The organism is Pseudazoarcus sp. NS20 (genome assembly GCF_059703745.1).
On sequence record NZ_BAAKIY010000003.1, the window covers coordinates 568,351 to 588,576 of the forward strand.

The following is a 20,226-nucleotide window of genomic DNA, read 5'->3' on the forward strand; positions in this document are numbered from 1 at the left end:
TCAGTGAGCACTCATTATGACGCGGCCGTGCCCTGTGTGCACCCGGCAAGTGCCGACCACACCGCCAGGGCGTCACGCGTGGCAGCCACGTCGTGCGTGCGCACGATGCGGGCGCCCCGCTCCACCGCCAACAGCGCGGCGGCCAAGCCTGCTGGCATGCGCTCGTCCACCGGGCGCCCGGTGATCGTACCGAGCATGCTCTTGCGTGACATCCCGACCAGAACATGCAGGCCTTCGACGCGGAAGCGCTCCAGATTTCGCAACAGCTCGACATTCTGCTCCAGCGTCTTGCCGAAACCGAAGCCCGGATCAAGCACCACTCTCTGCCCCCCCACCCCTGCAGCGCGCAGCACGCTCGTGCGTTCTCCCAGAAATGCCAGCACGTCTCCGACCACATCGTCGTAGTGCGGAGCCCGCTGCATGGTGCGTGGCTCGCCCTGCATGTGCATCACACACAAAGCCGCATCGGAACCGGCAACCGCCTCCACGGCCCCGTCGGAGCGGAAAGCGTTGATGTCGTTGATCATCGCGGCTCCCGCAGCAATCGCTGCACGCATCACCACCGGCTTGACCGTATCGACCGAAACCGGCACGCCCCAGCCAGCGAGGCGCTCAACTAAAGGCATCACCCGATCCAGCTCCTCCTGCTCGGACACGGGGGCTGCCCCTGGGCGGGAAGACTCTCCGCCGATGTCGAGCAGATCGGCACCGGCCGCCACCGCGGCTTCAGCGCTGGCGAGCGCCGCATCAACGTTGCGCGCCAATCCGTCGCCAGAGAAAGAATCCGGCGTCACGTTGACGATCGCCATGATGCGGGGCCGCGACAGATCCAGGGTGAAACGCCCACACTGCAGGGCGTCGATCGAAGAGTTCACGTTCATCGAGTGTTGCTCAATTCAGGGATACAACAAAAAAAGACCGGCCAGGCCGGTCTTTTTCCTCTTATGAGAGCCGATCAGACAGGCTCTGCTGCAGCGTCCGGTGCATCACCCGGGGTATTGTCACTGGGGCGCGGCATTGACGATGCCGGTTGCTTCGGAGGACGCGGCGGACGGCCTTCCATGATGTCGTTGATCTGGTCGGCATCAATGGTTTCCCACTCCAGCAGCGTCTGCGTCATCACCTCGATCTTGTCACGGTTCTCTTCGATCAGGCGACGCGCCAGCGCGTACTGCTCGTCGATGATGCGCCGGATCTCGGTATCCACTTCCTGCATGGTGGACTCGGACACGTTACGATGCTGTGTCACCTGCCGGCCGAGGAAAATCTCGCCCTCTTCTTCGCCATACACCATCGGGCCGAGCTTGTCGGACATGCCCCACTGAGTGACCATGCGACGCGCGATATCGGTTGCGCGGGCAAAGTCATTCGAAGCACCGGTGGTCATCTGGTTCATGAAAATCTCCTCGCAGATGCGACCACCGAACAGCACGGCGATCATCTGCAGCAGACGCTCGCGATCCTGACTGTAACGATCACTCTCCGGCAACTGCATCGTCACACCCAGCGCACGACCGCGCGGAATGATGGTGACCTTGTGCACCGGATCGGTCTTGTCGAGCAGCTTCGCAACAACGGCGTGGCCGGACTCGTGATACGCGGTGTTCTTGCGCTCCTCCTCGGGCATTACCACCGAGCGACGCTCGGCCCCCATCATGATCTTGTCCTTGGCGCGCTCGAAGTCCTCCATGTCAACCAGACGCTTGCTGCCACGCGCGGCAAACAGAGCAGCCTCGTTCACCAGGTTGGCCAGATCCGCACCCGAGAAGCCCGGCGTGCCGCGTGCCAACACCTGCGGATCGACGTCCGGCGAAATGGGCACCTTGCGCATGTGCACTTTCAGGATCTGGTCGCGACCACGGATATCCGGCAACGGCACCACCACCTGACGGTCGAAACGGCCCGGGCGCAGCAGCGCGGGGTCGAGCACATCCGGACGGTTGGTTGCGGCAATCACGATCACGCCGGTCTGGCCTTCGAAACCGTCCATTTCGACCAGCAGCTGGTTCAGCGTCTGTTCGCGTTCGTCGTTGCCTCCGCCCATGCCGGCACCACGCTGGCGACCGACGGCGTCGATTTCATCGATGAAGATGATGCACGGAGCGTGCTTCTTGGCGTTCTCGAACATGTCACGCACACGTGCCGCACCGACACCGACGAACATTTCGACGAAATCAGAACCCGAGATCGAGAAGAACGGCACCTTGGCTTCCCCGGCAATCGCCTTGGCGAGCAACGTCTTGCCGGTACCCGGCGAGCCGACCATCAGCACGCCTTTCGGAATGCGGCCACCGAGCTTCTGGAACTTGGACGGATCGCGCAGGAAGTCGACCAGCTCAGCAACGTCTTCCTTGGCCTCGTCGCAACCGGCCACGTCGGCGAAGGTGATGGAGTTGGCCGACTCGTCGAGCATCTTGGCCTTGGACTTGCCGAAAGAGAACGCGCCACCGCGCCCGCCGCCCTGCATCTGACGCATGAAGAAAATCCACACGCCGATCAGCAACAGCATCGGGAACCACGACACGAAGATGCTCATCAGGAAGGACTGGTCTTCGTCCGGCTTGGCCGCCGTGATGGCGACGTTTGCACGCATCAGGTCGGACACCATCCAGATGTCCTGCACGCCCGGCGTGTAGACGGTGACGTTGCGACCATCAATGGTGGTCGCCTTGACGACGCGCCCGTCGATGCTGGCCTTGGCGATGCGGCCCGCGCGAGCTTCTTCCATGAACTGGGAGTACTCGAGGGTGGTGCTGGGCGTCGCCTGGCGTGCGTTGAACTGGTTGAACACCGTCATCAATACGATGCCGATGACCATCCAGACCGCAAGATTCTTGAACATGTTATTCAACGTCGTTTCCTTGAAGGCCCTGTGAAGGCGGCGAGATAATGACCCATTCTAGGGCCGATCGTTCCCGTGCGTAAACAAATCGGCCCGATGGTCAGGGGCAATCGGACGCCACACGGCAACTGAGCCGAAGACGCTTGAAGTGCGCAGCAAGAGTCTTCAACATGCGGGCGATTTCTTCCCATTTCAAGCCCCATGACAACAAATCGTCCGCTCGAAGGTGTTCGCGTGCTCGAACTCGGCACGCTGATCGCCGGCCCCTTCTGCACCCGCATCCTCGCCGAGTTCGGCGCGGAAGTCATCAAGGTCGAATCACCGGACGGCGGAGACCCGCTGCGCACATGGCGCAAGCTGCATGAGGGCACCTCGTTGTGGTGGTACGTGCAGGCACGCAACAAAAAGTCCGTTACCGCCAATCTCAAGCACCCGGAGGGTAAGGACTTCGTGCGCAAGTTGGCCGAGCGCGCCGATATCGTGGTGGAGAATTTCCGCCCCGGCGTGATCGAGAAGTTCGGCCTCGACTACGCTTCACTTTCGGCCACCAACCCCGGTCTGGTGATGGTGCGTCTTTCGGGCTTCGGTCAGACCGGCCCTTACCGCGAGCAGCCCGGCTTCGGCGCGGTTGGAGAGAGCATGGGTGGCCTGCGTTACATCACCGGCTTCGAAGACCGCCCACCCGTGCGCACCGGCATCTCCATCGGCGATTCCATCGCTGCGCTGTGGGCCGCCATCGGCGCCTTGATGGCGCTGCGCCACCGTGAAGTGAACGGCGGTACTGGTCAGGTGGTGGATGTCGCGCTGTACGAAGCGGTGTTCGCGATGATGGAGTCGATGGTGCCGGAGTTCGACGTGTTCGGCTTCGTGCGCGAACGTACCGGCAACATCATGCCGGGCATCACACCGTCGGCCATTCACACCACCTCCGACGGCAAGCACATACAGATCGGCGCCAACGGCGATGCGATTTTCCGCCGCTTCATGCTGGCAATCGGACGCGAAGACCTCGCGAATGACCCTCAACTCGCCGACAACGCCGGCCGCGACGCGCGGCGCGATGAACTCTACGCCGTCATCGACGCATGGTGCTCCACCCATGACGCGGAGACGGCGATGGCCATACTCAACCGCGCCGAAGTCCCCGCCACCACCGTGTATTCCGCCGCCGATATGTTCTCCGACCCGCAATTTCTCGCGCGCGAGATGCTGCAGTCGGCCAAGTTGCCGAACGGGCGCGAGTTCAAGGTGCCAGGCATCGTGCCGAAGCTATCGGACACGCCGGGCGGCATGGACTGGATCGGGCCGGAGTTGGGGGCGCACACCGACGAAGTGCTGCGCGAACTGGGTTACGCCGCGAACGACATCGAACGGCTTCGGCGCGAACAGGCCGTTTAAGCCGTTAAAAGCGGTGAAGAAGGCTCTGCATGCCAGGGTAGTCCGCGCGCGCCAGATCGAATTTGCGTGAATGGGCCGTCCAGCCGCGGCCACTTTGCAGCGCGTCGATAACCCCCGCAGCATCGGTGATCCAACTTCCACCCAGGCGCGTCACGCCCTGGGCGAACAAGGGGTCGGGCAAACCACTGGCGCCTGGCCCGATCAACACGAACTCGCTCGCCGCCTTGCAGGCGGCGCGCACTGACTCAAGCGTGTCGTTGAGCAAGACCGTGCTGGTGCACAGCACCTGCTGGCGATCAGCAAGATCGCTCGCATCAAGCGTGACTCGCCAGCCACCCCGCTCGCCCGGCTGCTCCGGCGGCAGTTCAAGAACCGTCAGATCCGCTCCTGCCGCCACGATGCGTTCGACCAGCGGCACGAACATGCCCACCATGCCGACCTTCGCTCCCGGTCCGAGCTGCAGCCCGCCAATCGAATCCGCGCTGTCGGGCGGAACGAAACCGACACGGTCAAAGAACCAACGTGTAAGGGCATTTGCCGTTGCGAAACCCAAAATGCGCTGCACCTGATCGGACGTCGCGCAGCCGGTAATCACCTGGAGCGCATCGGCACCGGCGAACCGCGACAGATCCATGCAGGCGAGTCGCTCCCGGCTATCTCCGAGATCAAGGTAGGCCAAACCGACACTTCCGTCCGCCAGTTCCACGGCGCAAAAAGCCGACTGCTTGCCGCCCCTCTCACCTGGCTGCGGCAAGTGCACCGCCCTCAGCGCGGGCAATGCCCCGCGCGCAGCCAACTCGGCGAATGCCACACGCAGATCGGCGCCGAGGCTCACGACACGCGCACCCCGGCAACTTGGCGAATGGCGGCACCCAGAGCCGCCAGCGATTGGGCGCCCGAAACCGCGAGACTGCGGTTGAGGATGAAGAACGGCACGCCCTCCACGCCTTGACTAGCCAGTTGCCCCGCCATGCGACGGACGGCTTCAGCATCTTCCGGGCTGTTGAGGTACTCAACGATCACTTCACGACGCTCACCCGCGGCGGCCGCAATGTCGGCCAGCACCTCGACATCGCCGATGTCCTTGCCTTGCTGGAAATACGCCTCGAAAAGCCCACTGACCAACGCCTGCACGCGCTCAGGGCGGGCTCCGCGACTTTGCGCGCGGTAGATCAGCCGATGCGCACGCAAGGTATTGGGACGCAGCTGGATGTCCTCGAAGGCGAACTTCAAACCGTCCGGTGTGGCCGCGTCACGCAGCTTGGCGAACAAGGCGTCCACCGCGCGGGCACTGCCGAACTTCTTCTCCAGAAACGGCCGATAGGGCTCGCCTTTGGCCGGAGTGTCGCCATTGAGAAAGTACGGCAGCCAGTGAATACGCACCGCGTGTTCGGGGTAGGCCTCGGAAAACTGCGCGACGGCGCGCATCAGACGGTCTTTGCCGATGAAGCACCACGGACAGACGAAATCCGAGACGACGTTGATATCGATTTGCATGCAATCCGCTCCGCTACTGAATGAGGCCGCGCAGGTCAGCGCCCGCCGAGAAAGCCCAGACCGAGCAGAAAGACCTCGGAGCTGCGGTCGCGAGATGCCTTGGGCTTGCGCACCTGCAGCGACTTGAAGCGCCCCTGTGCGGCTTCACGGAATTCCATGAAGCCTTGCCCCTGAAAGACCTTGACCAGAAACGAGCCACCCGGCTTCAGGTGGCCCTCGCAGAAATCCAGCGCCAGCTCCGCGAGATTGATCACGCGGGCCTGATCGACGAGCTCGATGCCCGACATGTTCGGCGCCATGTCCGACAGCACGACATCCACGGCCTGACCGTCTAGCCGGGTTTCGAGCTCGGCCAGCACCGCGTCTTCCTGGAAATCGCCCTGCAGGAAATCCACACCGGCAATCGGCTCGATCTCGAGCAGATCCAGCGCGAACACCTTGCCTTTAGTGCCGACCTTCTTCACAACTGCCTGACACCAAGAACCCGGCGCCGCGCCCAAATCCACCACCACTGCGCCGGGCTTGAGCAGCTTGTCGCGCTCATCGACCTCGAGCAGTTTGTAGGCTGCGCGCGAACGATAGCCTTCGGCCTTGGCGCGCTGCACCCAGGCGTCGTTTACGTGTTCCATCATCCAGGCTTTGCTGGTCCGGGTACGCTTCATCGGAGTAGAATGCTGCCCTTAACTGTCTGAGAAAAAAGATGATCGAGCTTACCCCGGCGAAGCGCCGCGAATTTCGTGCCGCAGCGCACCACCTGAACCCCGTCGTGACCATTGCAGGCAACGGCCTCATCCCCTCCGTGATGGAGGAAATCGACCGTTCGTTGCAGGCTCACGAACTGATCAAGGTGAAAGTCCAGGGTGCCGAACGTGAAGCTCGTGACGTGCTCATGCAGGAACTGTGTGCTCATCTCGACGCGGCGCCGATCCAGCATATCGGCAACATTCTGATCGTCTGGCGCCCGCGCCGTGAAGATACCAGCGTGAAAGCGGTCGAAAGCAAAGCCGAGCTGCGCGGCAACAAGCGTCCGTCGGTTGCCAAATCCGCTCGCGCATTTGCCGCCAACGCCCGCCGCACTGCGCTGATGCAAGCCGCTGCCGAGAAGAAACGCCTCGCCACCCGCCGCAGCCCGCGCAAGCCGGGCTGAGCGTCAGTCGAACAGTCGCCTCACCCTCACCACCAGCACTACCGCCAGCACGCTCGACAGCGCATACAACGCGCTGGAGATGCCATGCCACATCGCAAAGCGCTCACGCAGGCTGGCATCAGCCAGCATGCTGTTACGCAGTTCGGCGATGTGCGGCTGGATGCCGAGCGCCCCGACCGCGACGATCACCAGCATCGCCACCACCAGCCACACCACGCCGTGGCGGGCAGCCGCCCGGCCATGGCGCACCAAGGCAAACAACAAAACGTACGCACCAGCCACTACGGCGATCCAGTGCACGCTGGCAAACAAGTTGCCCGCGATGCTGCCGGCCAGAGCTCGTTCAGGAATCCACTGAAACAGCGTCGGCGCCACCAGGAAGCCTACCGTCCACAAGGCGCCGGCCCACAAGGTCACCAGTATCAGCAACAAGGCTTCGGCCTGCCGTGCCAGCAGGCCGCGCGCAGTGGCAGTCAAGCCATCAGATGTAGCGGACGTCGATGATTTCATACGAACGAACACCGCCCGGCGCCTGAACGTCGGCCACATCACCGGCGTACTTGCCGATCAGCGCACGCGCGATGGGCGAACTGACGGAGATCTTTCCGGCCTTCACGTCGGCTTCGTCATCGCCGACGATCTGGTACGTCACTTCGTCGCCGGCGTCGAGGTCTTCAAGATCAACCGTGGCGCCGAACACACAGCGGCCGTCGGCGTCGAGCGTAGCCGGGTCGATGATCTGAGCGGTCGAAAGCTTGGCTTCGAGCTCCTTGATGCGCCCTTCGACAAAGCCCTGACGCTCTTTCGCAGCATCGTACTCGGCGTTCTCCGACAGATCGCCGTGCGAGCGCGCTTCGGCAATCGCCGCAATGACGCTCGGGCGTTCAACGGTCTTCATGCGGTGCAACTCGTCGCGCAGCAACTCCGCGCCACGCACGGTAAGAGGCGTCTTGTTCATCAGGCGCCCCCCAGCTCGGCGTGCAGCTCTTGCAGGCTGTATACCTCCAGATCGGCGTTGTCGCGCATGCCGATGGAAGCCGCACGAGCACCTTCGATCGTGGTGTACACGGTGACCTTGGCGGCCAGCGCGCTGGTACGGATCGAACGCGAATCGACGATGGCCTGACGGCGCTCTTCCACCGTGTTGATGACCAAGCTGATCTCGTTGTTCTTGATCAAATCGACGATGTGCGGACGACCTTCGGTGACCTTGTTGATGGTCTTCACCGGCAGACCGGCCTCAGTCAGCGCCCCGGCCGTACCGCGCGTGGCGATCAGGCCAAAACCCAAACCGTGCAGCGTACGTGCCACTTCGATGGCGGCCGGACGGTCGGTCGGCTTGACGCTGATGAAAGCCGTACCCTGCTCCGGCAAGCGAATGCCTGCGCCAAGCTGCGACTTCACGAAGGCTTCGGCAAAAGTGCGGCCAACGCCCATGACTTCGCCGGTGGACTTCATTTCAGGGCCCAGAATGGTATCGACGCCCGGGAACTTCACGAAGGGGAACACCGCTTCTTTCACCGAGTAGTACGCCGGCACCACTTCGCCAGTCACACCTTGGCTGGCCAGGCTCTGCCCAGCCATGCAACGCGCTGCGATCTTGGCCAGCGGCAGGCTGCAGGCCTTGGAGACGAAAGGCACGGTGCGCGAGGCACGCGGGTTCACTTCGAGGACATACACCTTGGCGTCATCGCCTTCGCCCTGAATCGCGAACTGCACGTTCATCAGGCCGACTACGTTGAGGGCCTTGGCCATGGCTTCGGTCTGCCGGCGCAGCTCGTCCTGCAGCTCGGCCGACAGCGTGTAGGGAGGCAACGAGCACGCCGAATCGCCCGAGTGCACGCCGGCCTGTTCGATGTGTTCCATGATGCCGCCGATCATCACCTGCTCGCCGTCGGACAGCGCATCGACGTCCACCTCGGTGGCGTCATTAAGGAAGCGGTCGAGCAGCACCGGGGACTCATTCGAGACCTTCACGGCTTCGCGCATGTAACGCTCGAGGTCGCGCTGCTCATGCACGATTTCCATGGCGCGGCCGCCCAGCACGTAGCTCGGGCGCACCACCAGCGGATACCCGATTTCGGCGGCCAGACGCACGGCATCTTCCGGCGTGCGCGCAGTGCGGTTGGGCGGCTGACGCAGGCCGAGATCTTGCAGCAGTTGCTGGAAGCGCTCGCGGTCTTCGGCGGCATCGATCATGTCCGGGCTGGTTCCGATGATGGGGACGCCATTGGCCTCCATCGAGCGCGCGCGTTTGAGCGGGGTCTGGCCGCCGAACTGCACGATCACGCCTTCGGGCTTTTCGATATGCACGATCTCGAGGATGTCTTCGAGCGTGATCGGTTCGAAGTACAGACGATCGGAAGTGTCGTAGTCGGTCGATACGGTTTCCGGGTTGCAGTTGACCATGATGGTCTCGTACCCGTCTTCACGCAGCGCCAATGCGGCATGCACGCAGCAGTAATCGAACTCGATGCCTTGGCCGATACGGTTCGGGCCACCGCCCAGCACCATGATCTTGCGCTTGCCGGTCGGCCGCGCCTCGCATTCGTCCTCGTAGGTCGAATACATGTAGGCGGTCGAAGTGGCGAACTCGGCTGCGCAGGTGTCGACACGTTTGTACACCGGGCGAACGCCCAGCGCGTGACGGTGCAGACGCACGGCGGTTTCATCCGAGCCGAGCAGCTTGGCCAGGCGGCGGTCGGAGAAGCCTTTGCGCTTGAGTGCGCGCAGATCGTCGGCAACGAAGGCCTTCAGCGAACGGCCGGCAAGGGTCTTCTCGGTCAGCACGATGTCTTCGATCTGCGCGAGGAACCACGGATCGATCTTGGTCAGATTGAACACCTGCTCCAGCGTGTAGCCTTCACGAAAGGCCTGACCGACATACCAGATACGTTGTGGGCCGGGGTACACCAACTCGTGTTCGAGGTCTTCGCGGTCGGTTTCGACTTCGTCGAGGCCATACACGCCCACTTCCAGGCCACGCAGCGCTTTCTGGAAGGATTCCTGGAAGCTGCGGCCCATGGCCATGACTTCGCCAACCGATTTCATTTGCGTGGTCAGGCGATCGTTGGCGAGCGGGAATTTCTCGAAGGCGAAACGCGGAATTTTGGTGACCACGTAGTCGATGGACGGCTCGAACGAGGCCGGCGTGGCACCGCCCGTGATGTCGTTCTTGAGCTCGTCCAGCGTGTAGCCCACCGCCAGCTTGGCCGCCACCTTGGCGATCGGGAAGCCGGTGGCCTTGGAGGCCAGCGCGGAAGAACGTGACACGCGCGGGTTCATCTCGATGACGATCATGCGGCCGTCGACCGGATTGATCGCGAACTGCACGTTGGAACCACCGGTATCCACGCCGATCTCGCGCAGCACGGCGATCGAGGCGTTACGCAGTATCTGGTACTCCTTGTCGGTCAGCGTCTGCGCCGGCGCCACGGTGATCGAATCACCGGTGTGCACGCCCATCGGGTCGAGGTTTTCGATGGAGCACACGATGATGCAGTTGTCGGCGCGGTCGCGCACGACTTCCATCTCGTACTCTTTCCAGCCGATCAGCGACTCTTCGATGAGCAGTTCGTTGGTCGGGCTCGCCTCAAGACCGCGTTTGCAGATCTCTTCGAACTCTTCCATGTTGTAGGCGATGCCGCCACCCGTACCGCCCAGCGTGAAGCTGGGGCGGATGATGACCGGGAAGCCGATGCCACCCTGCACCTGCAGGGCTTCTTCCATGCTGTGGGCGATGCCGGAGCGTGCGGAGCCAAGACCGATCTTGGTCATCGCGTCCTTGAACTTGAGACGGTCTTCGGCCTTGTCGATGGCCTCGCGCGAGGCACCGATCAGTTCGCAGCCATATTTCTCGAGCACGCCATGCTTGGCGAGATCCAGCGCGCAGTTCAGTGCCGTCTGACCGCCCATGGTCGGCAACACCGCGCTCGGGCGCTCTTTGGCGATGATGCGCTCGACCACCTGCCAGGTGATCGGCTCGATGTAGGTGACGTCGGCCGTACCCGGATCTGTCATGATCGTGGCCGGGTTGGAGTTCACCAGAATGACCCGGTAGCCTTCCTCGCGCAGCGCCTTGCAGGCCTGTGCGCCGGAGTAGTCGAACTCGCATGCCTGGCCGATCACGATGGGGCCGGCACCGATGATGAGAATGCTTTGAATGTCTGTGCGCTTGGGCATCAGGAACCTCGGTATTACGATTGAACGGTGGCAGCCGAAGCTGCCACCCGATTACTTGCTGGCTTCGATCAACTTCACGAAGCGGTCGAACAGATAGGACACGTCGTGCGGGCCGGGGCTCGCCTCGGGGTGCCCCTGGAACGAAAAGGCCGGCACGTCGGTGCGCGCGATGCCCTGGTTCGATCCATCGAACAACGATGCGTGGGTGACTTTGAGGTTTGACGGCATGGTTGCCGGATCCACCGCAAAGCCGTGGTTCTGGCTGGTGATCAGCACCTGACCGGTTTCCAGATCCTTCACCGGGTGGTTGGCACCGTGGTGGCCGAACTTCATCTTCAGCGTCTTGGCGCCGGAAGCCAGCGCCAGCAACTGGTGGCCCAGGCAGATGCCGAAGGTCGGCACCTTGGCTTCGAGGATCTCGCGAATCGCCGCAATGGCGTAGTCGCACGGTTCCGGGTCACCCGGGCCGTTGGACAAGAACACGCCATCCGGATTCATCGCCAGCACCTCGGCCGCAGGCGTTTGGGCCGGCACGACGGTGAGGCGGCAGCCACGGCTGACCAGCATGCGCAGGATGTTGCGCTTGACGCCATAGTCGTAGGCCACGACGTGGAAGCGCGGGTTCGCAGGCTGGGTGTATCCCTCGCCCAGCACCCACTCACCCTCCGTCCATTCAACGGTTTCGGTGGCGGACACGACCTTGGCCAGATCCATGCCGGAAAGGCCGGGGAAGCCACGCGCCGCTGCCAGGGCAGCGTCGACATCCGGCGTCTGACCTGCTTCGGCGGTGACGATGCACCCGCCCTGAGCGCCTTTCTCGCGCAACACGCGAGTGAGCTTGCGGGTATCGATATCGGCGATCGCGACGACGTTCTCGGCCTTGAGGTAGGCATCGAGGGTCTGCTCGGAGCGGAAATTCGAGGTCAGGAGCGGCAGATCGCGGATGACCAGACCGGCAGCGTGCACGCGGTTTGCCTCCACGTCTTCCGAGTTGACGCCGGTATTGCCGATATGCGGATAGGTCAGCGTGACGATCTGACGGCAATAGCTGGGATCGGTCAGGATTTCCTGATAACCCGACATCGAGGTGTTGAACACCACCTCGCCAACCGTGGTGCCAACGGCACCGATCCCCTTGCCATGAAAGACCGTACCGTCGGCGAGGGCCAGTACAGCGGACGGAAACACAGCCACGAAAAACTCCTGATTCAGGCGATGACAGGAAGCGGCGGACGCCACCCCCATACGTGAAAAAAACGGGACAAGCCTCTCAGGCCGATCCCGCTGTCGAATTCGCCGAATTATAGCGTTTGCGCCCTATCCGCGCAAACGCCAAAGGCCGCTTTTACCGCCTGCCTCAGCGCAGCCCAAGCACGTCTTGCATGTCAAAAAGGCCGCGCTCGTGTGCCGCAAGGAAATGCGCGGCCCGCAGAGAGCCCAGCGCGTAGGGCATGCGGCTGCCGGATTTGTGCGTGATTTCAATGCGCTCGCCGATGCCGGCGAACAGCACGGTGTGATCGCCCACCACATCGCCACCGCGGATTGTCGAGAAACCGATGGTCTCGGCCTCGCGCTCGCCCGTCACGCCTTCACGGCCGTAGATGGCGCACTCGTCCAGATCACGCCCCAGCTCGCGCGCCACGATCTCGCCCATGCGCAGCGCCGTACCGGAAGGGGCATCGATCTTATGGCGATGATGCGCTTCGATAACTTCGATGTCGTAGCCGGAATCGAGAATTTTGGCGGCCACCTCAAGCAAGCGGAACACCGCATTGACACCCACCGCCATGTTGGGGGCAAATACCACCGGCACATGCTCTCCCGCCTCAGCGATCACGCGCTTGCCGTCTGCCGAGAAGCCGGTCGTGCCGATCACCATGGCCTTGCCGAGCTCGCGCGCCAGCGCCAGGTGCTCGAGGGTGCCCTCAGGGCGGGTGAAATCGATGACGCAGTCAGCCAGCGCAATGGCAGCGCGAGCGTCGTCAGTGATCTTCACGCCGGAACTCACACCCAGAAAATCGCCGGCATCGCGGCCGATGAACGCGGAATCATTTCGATCAAAAGCCGCCACCAGAGACGCCTGCGGATCATTGAGCGTAGCCTCGACCAACATGCGGCCCATGCGACCGGACGCGCCGGCAATGGCGATTCGGCGTTGAGTCATGCAATAAACCTCGGGAAAAACAAAAAGGGGCGAACCGGATCAGCGACGGCCTTCGGGGGCCGGCACCTCGACGAGGCGCGTGCGCGGTTGCCGAGTCTCGCCCTGCGAGCCATCTTCGGCCAGAACGTCACCCTCGACACTGTCAAGACGGCCGTCGACAAAGAACAAGCTCAAGGTGCGGGTCTTGGGCTCTTCCCAACCTTCCGTGAAGCGATAGACGTAATCCCAGCGGTTCTCGCGGAACATGTCGACCACCAGCGGCGTGCCCATGACGAAACGCACCTGTTCGCGCGTCATGCCCTGGCGCAGTTGCGAAACCATTTCCTGATCAACGTAATTACCCTGGCGCACGTCAATGCGGTAAGGGCTGCAGCCGGTCAGCAACAAAGCGCCGGAAAGAAACAGCACGGGGATGGTAATCGAGCGCATGAATCGCCTATTAAAGAGTCGAGGACGCGATGGCGCGCCGTTCTCATCGGAAGGCAAAAAATATATCATAGGCCGCAAGCCCGCGCTGAATCGCCACACGCCTTCAGCCCGCATACGCACATAACAGGGCTCGCCCCAGAGAGGCATACCAATGTCAGACAATTCCCAGAACCTCAAGAGCATCGGTCTGAAGGCCACCTACCCTCGCCTGCGCATTCTTGATCTGTTCCAGAACACCGAAACCCGCCACCTCACCGCCGAAGACGTCTATCGCCTGCTGATTTCAGATGGCATGGATATCGGCTTGGCAACGGTATATCGCGTGCTGACCCAGTTTGAGCAAGCCGGCTTGCTGGAGCGACACTATTTCGAAGCAGGCAAAGCCGTGTTCGAAATGCACGAAGACGGCCATCACGACCACATGGTCTGCGTGCAATGCGGCAAGGTGGAAGAATTTTTCGACGCCGAGATCGAGAACCGTCAGAACATTGTGGCCAAGAAACACAATTTCCGAATCAAGGATCACGCGCTGTATCTGTATGGCACCTGCGCAGACTGCACGGAAAAAAGCACCTGATGTGATTCGGGCTCAGTTGCACCTGAGCCCGCACCCCTTAAGCCCAGCATTCATCGTGGGCCTGCATTAAGAGAACCTATCAAGCACGTGCGCCCAGCATCTCCGACGCATGCTGAAGAGTGGTCTCGGTAATGTTCAGCCCGCCCAGCATGCGGGCAATTTCCTCAACCCGCCCCGAGCGGTCGAGCGGCGTAACGACACTCAGCACCTCTCCATCGCGCTGGCCCTTGGCAATGTTCCACTGCCAATCGGCGCATGCCGCGACCTGCGGCAAATGCGTGACGCACAGCACCTGGCGATCCTGCCCCAGACGTTGCAGCAATTGACCAACGCGCTCGGCTACGGCGCCGCCGATACCGACGTCGACCTCGTCAAAGATCAGCGTAGGCGTGGCTGCATCACGGCTCGTCATGACCTGTATGGCCAAACCGATTCGTGACAGTTCGCCCCCCGACGCCACCTTGGCCAACGGCCGACGCGGCTGACTCGGGTTGGCGGCAACCCGGAACTCCACGTCTTCCAGACCGTGCGAACCGCCCTGCTCCCGAGGCAGCAGCGCCACTTCAAAGCTGCCGCCGGCCATGGCCATCGACTGCATGGCTTCGGTGACCTCTTTGGACAGACGCTCGGCCGCGGGCTTGCGCAGCGCCGCCAACTTATTGGCCGCTACCTCCCACTTGCTGCGCGCCTGCGCTTCGGCCGCAGCAAGGCGCCCCGGATCGGCACGCTCCTCCAGCTCAAGCAGTTCGGCACGCCAGGCCGCCAGCGATTCAGGCAAGGCTTCGGGCGACACGCGATGCTTGCGCGCGATGTCGGTGATGGCCGCGATGCGTGCTTCGACTTCCTGTAGCCGTGCGGGGTCCAGATCAAGGCGCTCCTGATAGCGGCGCAAGCCATGGGCGGCCTCATCGACCTGAATCAAGGCACTGGCGATCAAGCCGCGCACCTCATCAAGCTCGGGATCAAGCGCGGACATGCTCTCGACACGAGCCGCGACATGACCGAGCATGCCGGCCACGGAGACCTCTCCGTCGGCAATCGCGCCCAATGCCTCGGCGCTGCCGTCGATCAGACTGGCTGCGTGGCCCAGGCGCCGCTGCTCGGCGTCGAGTTCGGCCCACTCTTCGGCGCGAAAACCGAGTTGATCGAGCTCTTCGATCTGCCATACAAGCAATTCGCGCTGTCGCTGAGTGGCCGCTGCGTCGGAATCGGCCGCCTCGCGCTGACGCGCGATGCGTTGCCACGCACGATGCAACTCCGCCACCTCGGCCGCCACGGGCGCAGCGCCGGCATGCGCATCAAGCAGCGCGCGCTGGGCATCGCCGCGCAACAGCGCATGGTGGGCATGCTGGCCGTGAATGTCCGCCAGCCACTCGCCCGCCTCGCGCAATTGGGTGAGCGTGACCGGCACGCCATTGATCCAGGCGCGCGAGCGCCCACCGGAGTCGACAACCCTGCGCAGCAACACCAGATCATCGTCTGCAGGCAGATCGCTCTCCGCCAGCCACGCCACCAGCGGGCTACCTTCAGGCAGATCGAACTCGGCGGCGATATCAGCCCTGTCCTGCCCGCCGCGCACGGTACTGGCGTCGCCACGGTCTCCGAGCGCGAGACCCAAAGCATCAAGCAGAATCGATTTTCCCGCGCCGGTCTCGCCGGTGAGCGTGCCGAAGCCGGCTTCGAACTCGAGCTCAAGCCGGTCGACGATGACGAAATCACGAATGATGAGGCGTCTTAGCATTGGGCAACCTAAGGTTTGCTCGGGGCTGCGCTCCAGTGGAGCTTTTCGCGCAGCATCGCAAAATAGCTGTAGCTCTCCGGATGCCACAGCCTGATGGTGCCCGGAGCGCGTGTAATCGAAAGACGATCGCCGGGACGGGCGTCGAAACGCTCATGCCCGTCGAAGAAGATGCCCGCATCGTACGGACCGAGCAGTTCGATGTCGATGCGACAGGTATCGGGCAAGGTCACCGGGCGCGCCGTCAACGCGTGGGGGGCCAGCGGTACCAGTGCGATGCAGTGCACCGTCGGGTGCAGAATCGGGCCGTTGGCCGACAAGGAATAGGCGGTCGAACCGGTCGGCGTCGAAACGATCATGCCGTCCGAACGCTGCGTGTAGACGTACTCGCCATCCACGCTGACATTGAATTCAACCAAGCGCCCGGAGTCACTCTTGTTCAGCACCACGTCGTTGAACGCGCGGTGGTGGACCATCGCCGTGCCGCCGCGCGTGACGGTGGCGTCGAGCATGAAGCGCTGCTCTTCCTTGTAACGCCCGTCAAGGATATCGGCCAAGTGCGTGACCACTTCATCACGGCTGATGTCGGTGAGAAAGCCGAGGCGCCCACGGTTTACGCCGACCAGCGGCACGCCGCTGTCGCCCAGCGTGCGTGCGGCATGCAGCATCGTGCCATCGCCCCCCAACACCACCACCAAATCACAGCATGCCGCAATGCTCGCGTAATTGCGCACTTCGCACCCCGGACAGAGTCTGGGGATCGAAGCTGCTGTACCCTCTTCCACACAGACTTCCAGCCCGCGCGACGACAGAAAGGCAGCCACTTCGAGAACCGCGTCCTCGATTCCGGGGTCTTGATATTTGCCAACGAGGGCAACGCAACGCAAGGCATTTTTCATGCGCGGATTAAACCACAATCAAACAACCGCCGTTCACGGCTCTGGACGGCCTCGACAGCCCTCCCTACGCTCCTGAATAATGCAGCCTGACCGACACGACAGCGCACCATGACACAGCCCACGCTCGACGCCCGAGCCCAGATCCTGCTGAAGACCCTGATCGAACGCTACATTGAAGAAGGTCAGCCGGTCGGATCGCGTACGCTCTCGAAGCACTCGGGGCTGGAGCTGTCTCCGGCCACCGTGCGTAACGTCATGAGCGATCTGGAAGAAATGGGCTTCATCACCAGCCCGCATACGTCCGCCGGGCGCATGCCCACGTCGCGCGGCTATCGCTTCTTCGTCGATTCACTGCTGACCGTCCAGCCGATGGAGCGCTCGCGCATCATGCAGTTGCGCGGGCAACTGCTGCCCGACCAGCCGCAGCGCCTGATCAGCTCGGCCTCGCACTTGCTGTCTAGCCTGACGCACTTCGCCGGCGTCGTGGTCAGCCCGCGCCACGAAACAGTGCGTATCCGGCAGATCGAGTTCGTGCGCATTTCCGACGCGCGCATCCTGCTCATCATCGTCACCACTGCAGGCGACGTGCAGAACCGCATCCTGCATACCAAGCGCGCCTACACGCCCTCCGAACTCACCGAAGCGGGCAACTACCTGACCGCGCATTACGGCGGGCACGCGTTCGAAGAAATGCGCTCGCGCCTGCAAGGCGAGCTGCAGCAGCTGCGCAGCGACATTTCGGAACTGATGAGCGCCACCGTCGAAGCCAGCGGAGACCTCGCCGGCTCGACCGAAAGCTATGTGCTGTCCGGCGAGACCAACCTGCTTGATGTCGAGGACCTGTCTTCGAACATGTCGCGCATTCGCGAGCTCTTCAAGCTCTTCGAGCGCAAGACCGGCTTGATCCAACTGCTCGAGATGTCGAACCGCGCCGAAGGCGTGCAGATCTTCATCGGCAACGAATCCGGCATGGAAGAGCTCGACGGCTGCAGCGTCATCACCGCCGGCTACGAAGTCGATGGCAAGGTCGTCGGCTCGGTCGGCGTCATCGGCCCCACGCGCATGGCCTACGACCGCGTCATCCCCATCGTCGACATCACGGCTCGCCTGCTTTCCAACGCGCTGTCCCAAAGCAACGACTGACATCCCGGCTGCCGCCGCCTCTCACGCATCGCAAGGATTCCTTTCATGGGCCGCTACTGGACCGAACCTGCCTACACCCACGGTGCGGCACCCAAGACCGGCGTACTCATCGCCAACTTGGGCACCCCGGAAGCACCCACCGCACCGGCGCTGCGCAAGTACCTCAAGCAATTCCTGTCCGATCCGCGCGTGGTCGAAATTCCGCGCCTCGTGTGGTGGCCCATCCTCAACGGCATCATCCTCACTGTGCGCCCCAAGAAGTCGGCCGCCAAATACGCCACGGTATGGACCGACGAAGGCTCACCGCTCAAGTTCCACACCGAAAAGCTGGCCAAGCTGTTGGCTGGCCAGTTGCTGCATAACGGCAACGGGCAGGTCATGGTGGACTGGGCCATGCGCTACGGCGAGCCGTCGATTCCAAACGCTCTCAATCGCCTGCGCGAAAAGGGCTGTACGCGCATCGTCGTGCTGCCGCTGTATCCGCAGTACGCCGCCAGCACCACCGCCAGCGTGATGGATGAAGTGGCGCGCTGCATCACGCATTGGCGCAACCAGCCGGAACTGCGCTTCGTGCGCAACTTTCATGACCACTCCGGCTATATCGCCGCTCTGGCGGCCAGCGTGCGCGACCACTGGCGCACGCACGGCGAGCCCGACAAACTGGTGATGAGCTTTCACGGCATTCCGCGCCGCTCACTCGACCTGGGCGACCCCTACCATTGCGAGTGCCACAAGACGGCGCGCCTGCTCGCCGAAGCCCTGCAGCTACCGCACGAACGTTGGCAAATCACCTTCCAGTCGCGCTTCGGCAAGGCTGAGTGGTTGCAACCCTACACCGAGCCCACGCTGCAAAAACTCGCGCGCGAGGGCGTGAAACGTGCCGACGTGATCTGCCCCGGCTTCGTGGCCGACTGCCTTGAAACGCTGGAGGAGATCGCCATGGAATGTCGCGAGGCATTCATGGAGGCCGGCGGCAGCGAATTCCACTACATACCGTGCCTGAACGAACGCCCCGACTGGGTGGCGGCGCTCGGCAACGTCGCAGAAACGCATCTCGGCAATTGGCTGACCATCGCGCCGCCCAGCGCACAAGAGCAGGAACAGGCCGCCTTGCGGGCCAAGGAGCTCGGCGCCTCGCGCTGAGGCGCGCTCAAGTTTTCCGGCGCCCGGCCGTTAATACCTCTGTCACGGGGCAGTGTGTCCGCAGAGGTGATCATGAAGATCGAAAGCGCCAAGCTCGAAATGCAGTCTTCGCACGTTCTGCACGAACGTACGTCTGCGTCGCTCACCATCATGCGCGGCGGCCAGCCTCCACGCGCCGCCTCAGAGACAAGCGCCGGGGTGGCAGATACTGCGCCGCCGCCGCGTGCAGGCGAAGAGCAGGAGCTGGATGATCCGCGCCTCACCCTTCTGCGCACGCTGGTCGAGAAACTCTTCGGCCAAAGCGTTCGCATCATGCGCATGTCGGACATCCTGCCCGCCGAGGATGGCGGCACGTACGCGCCGCCGCCCGCCGCATCCAGCAACGGCAACGGCAACGGCTTTGCGGCATCCCTTGTCAGCGAACGCGTTGAGTATGAAGCGGTGTCCTTCTCGGCCGCCGGCAGCGTGCGCACGGCCGATGGGCGCGTGATCAAGTTCGAGGTTGCTTTCGAGATGGAGCGCAGCTTCAGCGAGCGCCTCTCCATCGACATCAACGGCGGTGCCAGCCGAATGCTCAAAGACCCGCTGATGCTCGACTTCGCCGGCACCGGGGCAACCTTGTCGGACGTGCGCTTTGCCTTCGATCTCGACGCCGACGGCACCCTCGACGAAGTCCCCTTGCCCATTGGTGGGCGTGGCTTTCTGGCGTTCGATCGCAACGACAACGGGCGCATCGACGATGGCAGCGAACTGTTCGGCGCCCTCACCGGCAACGGCTTTGCCGAACTGGCGGCACTCGATGCCGACGGCAACGGCTGGATAGACGAGGCCGACCCTGCCTTCGCCAAGCTGCGCCTGTGGCAACCCGACGCCAACGGCGCCGGAAAACTCGTCACTCTTGCCGAAGCCGGCGTGGGCGCCTTGTCACTGGCCAGCATCAAGACGCCATTTGCCTTGCGCAATGCCGCCAATGAAACCTTGGGGTTGATGCGCCAGAGCGGCATCTATCTGAACGAAAACGGCAGCGTCGGCACCATCAGCCAGGTAGACCTCACAGTCTGAGCGCC

Annotated in this window: 19 protein-coding genes; 6 read left to right on the forward strand and 13 right to left on the reverse strand. The window is 62.9% G+C overall.

Translation table 11 applies throughout. From position 1 onward, the window contains the following. Nucleotides 1-14: 14 nt before the first annotated feature. The gene (folP, locus tag AC6H0W_RS11430) at nt 15-863 is read right to left on the reverse strand and encodes a dihydropteroate synthase (RefSeq protein WP_497577355.1); all 849 of its coding nucleotides are present in this window, start codon (nt 861-863) and stop codon (nt 15-17) included. A gap of 92 nt (nt 864-955) precedes the next feature. Continuing rightward, nucleotides 956-2,851 (reverse strand): ATP-dependent zinc metalloprotease FtsH, encoded by a 1,896-nt coding sequence (gene ftsH / locus AC6H0W_RS11435; protein ID WP_497577279.1) that lies wholly within the window; start codon nt 2,849-2,851, stop codon nt 956-958. Nucleotides 2,852-3,043: 192 nt separating this feature from the next. On the opposite strand from ftsH, the gene AC6H0W_RS11440 reads away from it, so the two are divergent. Then, the gene (locus AC6H0W_RS11440) at nt 3,044-4,240 is read left to right on the forward strand and encodes a CaiB/BaiF CoA transferase family protein (protein WP_497577280.1); all 1,197 of its coding nucleotides are present in this window, start codon (nt 3,044-3,046) and stop codon (nt 4,238-4,240) included. 4 nt (nt 4,241-4,244) lie between these two features. Here AC6H0W_RS11440 and AC6H0W_RS11445 read toward each other — a convergent pair whose 3' ends face one another. From AC6H0W_RS11445 to AC6H0W_RS11455, 3 genes are read right to left on the reverse strand one after another with little or no spacing between them, the layout of a single operon-like run. Next, on the reverse strand, nt 4,245-5,075 hold the full coding sequence (locus tag AC6H0W_RS11445) for a Rossmann-like domain-containing protein (protein ID WP_497577281.1): 831 nt from the start codon (nt 5,073-5,075) through the stop codon (nt 4,245-4,247). Next, nucleotides 5,072-5,737, reverse strand: coding sequence for a DsbA family oxidoreductase (locus tag AC6H0W_RS11450; protein ID WP_497577282.1), 666 nt, complete (start codon nt 5,735-5,737; stop codon nt 5,072-5,074). The genes AC6H0W_RS11445 and AC6H0W_RS11450 overlap by 4 nt, the downstream gene beginning before the upstream one ends. Nucleotides 5,738-5,772: 35 nt before the next feature. Beyond that, a complete protein-coding gene (locus AC6H0W_RS11455; RefSeq protein ID WP_497577283.1) occupies nt 5,773-6,399 on the reverse strand; it encodes an RlmE family RNA methyltransferase in 627 nt (208 codons plus the stop codon). Between the two features lie 38 nt (nt 6,400-6,437). Here AC6H0W_RS11455 and AC6H0W_RS11460 point away from each other — a divergent pair, with 38 nt between their 5' ends. Then, nucleotides 6,438-6,884 (forward strand): YhbY family RNA-binding protein, encoded by a 447-nt coding sequence (locus AC6H0W_RS11460; protein ID WP_497577284.1) that lies wholly within the window; start codon nt 6,438-6,440, stop codon nt 6,882-6,884. 3 nt (nt 6,885-6,887) lie between these two features. Here the strand turns inward: AC6H0W_RS11460 and AC6H0W_RS11465 are convergent, their stop codons facing one another. The 6 genes from AC6H0W_RS11465 to AC6H0W_RS11490 form a co-directional block, all read right to left on the reverse strand. After that, nucleotides 6,888-7,361: a DUF4149 domain-containing protein gene (locus tag AC6H0W_RS11465; RefSeq protein ID WP_497577285.1), complete on the reverse strand. Its 474-nt coding sequence runs from the start codon at nt 7,359-7,361 to the stop codon at nt 6,888-6,890. 4 nt (nt 7,362-7,365) lie between these two features. Next, nucleotides 7,366-7,842 carry a transcription elongation factor GreA gene (gene greA, locus AC6H0W_RS11470; protein ID WP_497577286.1) on the reverse strand — a complete coding sequence of 159 codons (477 nt, stop codon included), beginning with the start codon at nt 7,840-7,842 and terminating at the stop codon, nt 7,366-7,368. Continuing rightward, entirely contained in the window at nt 7,842-11,066 is a 3,225-nt protein-coding gene (carB, locus tag AC6H0W_RS11475) for a carbamoyl-phosphate synthase large subunit (RefSeq protein ID WP_497577287.1), read from the reverse strand. Before carB ends, greA begins: the two co-directional genes overlap by 1 nt. 51 nt (nt 11,067-11,117) lie before the next feature. Beyond that, on the reverse strand, nt 11,118-12,260 hold the full coding sequence (carA, locus tag AC6H0W_RS11480; RefSeq protein WP_497577288.1) for a glutamine-hydrolyzing carbamoyl-phosphate synthase small subunit: 1,143 nt from the start codon (nt 12,258-12,260) through the stop codon (nt 11,118-11,120). 163 nt (nt 12,261-12,423) lie between these two features. Beyond that, a complete protein-coding gene (dapB, locus tag AC6H0W_RS11485) occupies nt 12,424-13,230 on the reverse strand; it encodes a 4-hydroxy-tetrahydrodipicolinate reductase (RefSeq protein WP_497577289.1) in 807 nt (268 codons plus the stop codon). A gap of 39 nt (nt 13,231-13,269) precedes the next feature. Then, entirely contained in the window at nt 13,270-13,659 is a 390-nt protein-coding gene (locus AC6H0W_RS11490) for an outer membrane protein assembly factor BamE (protein ID WP_497577290.1), read from the reverse strand. A gap of 151 nt (nt 13,660-13,810) precedes the next feature. On the opposite strand from AC6H0W_RS11490, the gene fur reads away from it, so the two are divergent. Beyond that, entirely contained in the window at nt 13,811-14,236 is a 426-nt protein-coding gene (gene fur, locus AC6H0W_RS11495; protein ID WP_497577291.1) for a ferric iron uptake transcriptional regulator, read from the forward strand. Nucleotides 14,237-14,315: 79 nt separating this feature from the next. Here the strand turns inward: fur and recN are convergent, their stop codons facing one another. After that, on the reverse strand, nt 14,316-15,977 hold the full coding sequence (gene recN / locus AC6H0W_RS11500; RefSeq protein ID WP_497577292.1) for a DNA repair protein RecN: 1,662 nt from the start codon (nt 15,975-15,977) through the stop codon (nt 14,316-14,318). A gap of 8 nt (nt 15,978-15,985) precedes the next feature. Continuing rightward, nucleotides 15,986-16,873 carry an NAD(+)/NADH kinase gene (locus AC6H0W_RS11505; protein WP_497577293.1) on the reverse strand — a complete coding sequence of 296 codons (888 nt, stop codon included), beginning with the start codon at nt 16,871-16,873 and terminating at the stop codon, nt 15,986-15,988. Between the two features lie 108 nt (nt 16,874-16,981). Here AC6H0W_RS11505 and hrcA point away from each other — a divergent pair, with 108 nt between their 5' ends. The 3 genes from hrcA to AC6H0W_RS11520 all read left to right on the forward strand — a co-directional run bounded on the left by hrcA (nt 16,982) and on the right by AC6H0W_RS11520 (nt 20,221). After that, entirely contained in the window at nt 16,982-18,016 is a 1,035-nt protein-coding gene (gene hrcA / locus AC6H0W_RS11510; RefSeq protein WP_497577294.1) for a heat-inducible transcriptional repressor HrcA, read from the forward strand. Between the two features lie 45 nt (nt 18,017-18,061). Continuing rightward, nucleotides 18,062-19,159, forward strand: a complete 1,098-nt coding sequence (gene hemH, locus AC6H0W_RS11515) for a ferrochelatase (RefSeq protein WP_497577295.1) — start codon at nt 18,062-18,064, stop codon at nt 19,157-19,159. A gap of 72 nt (nt 19,160-19,231) precedes the next feature. Continuing rightward, nucleotides 19,232-20,221: an SPM autocatalytic domain-containing protein gene (locus AC6H0W_RS11520; protein WP_497577296.1), complete on the forward strand. Its 990-nt coding sequence runs from the start codon at nt 19,232-19,234 to the stop codon at nt 20,219-20,221. Nucleotides 20,222-20,226: the final 5 nt, after the last annotated feature.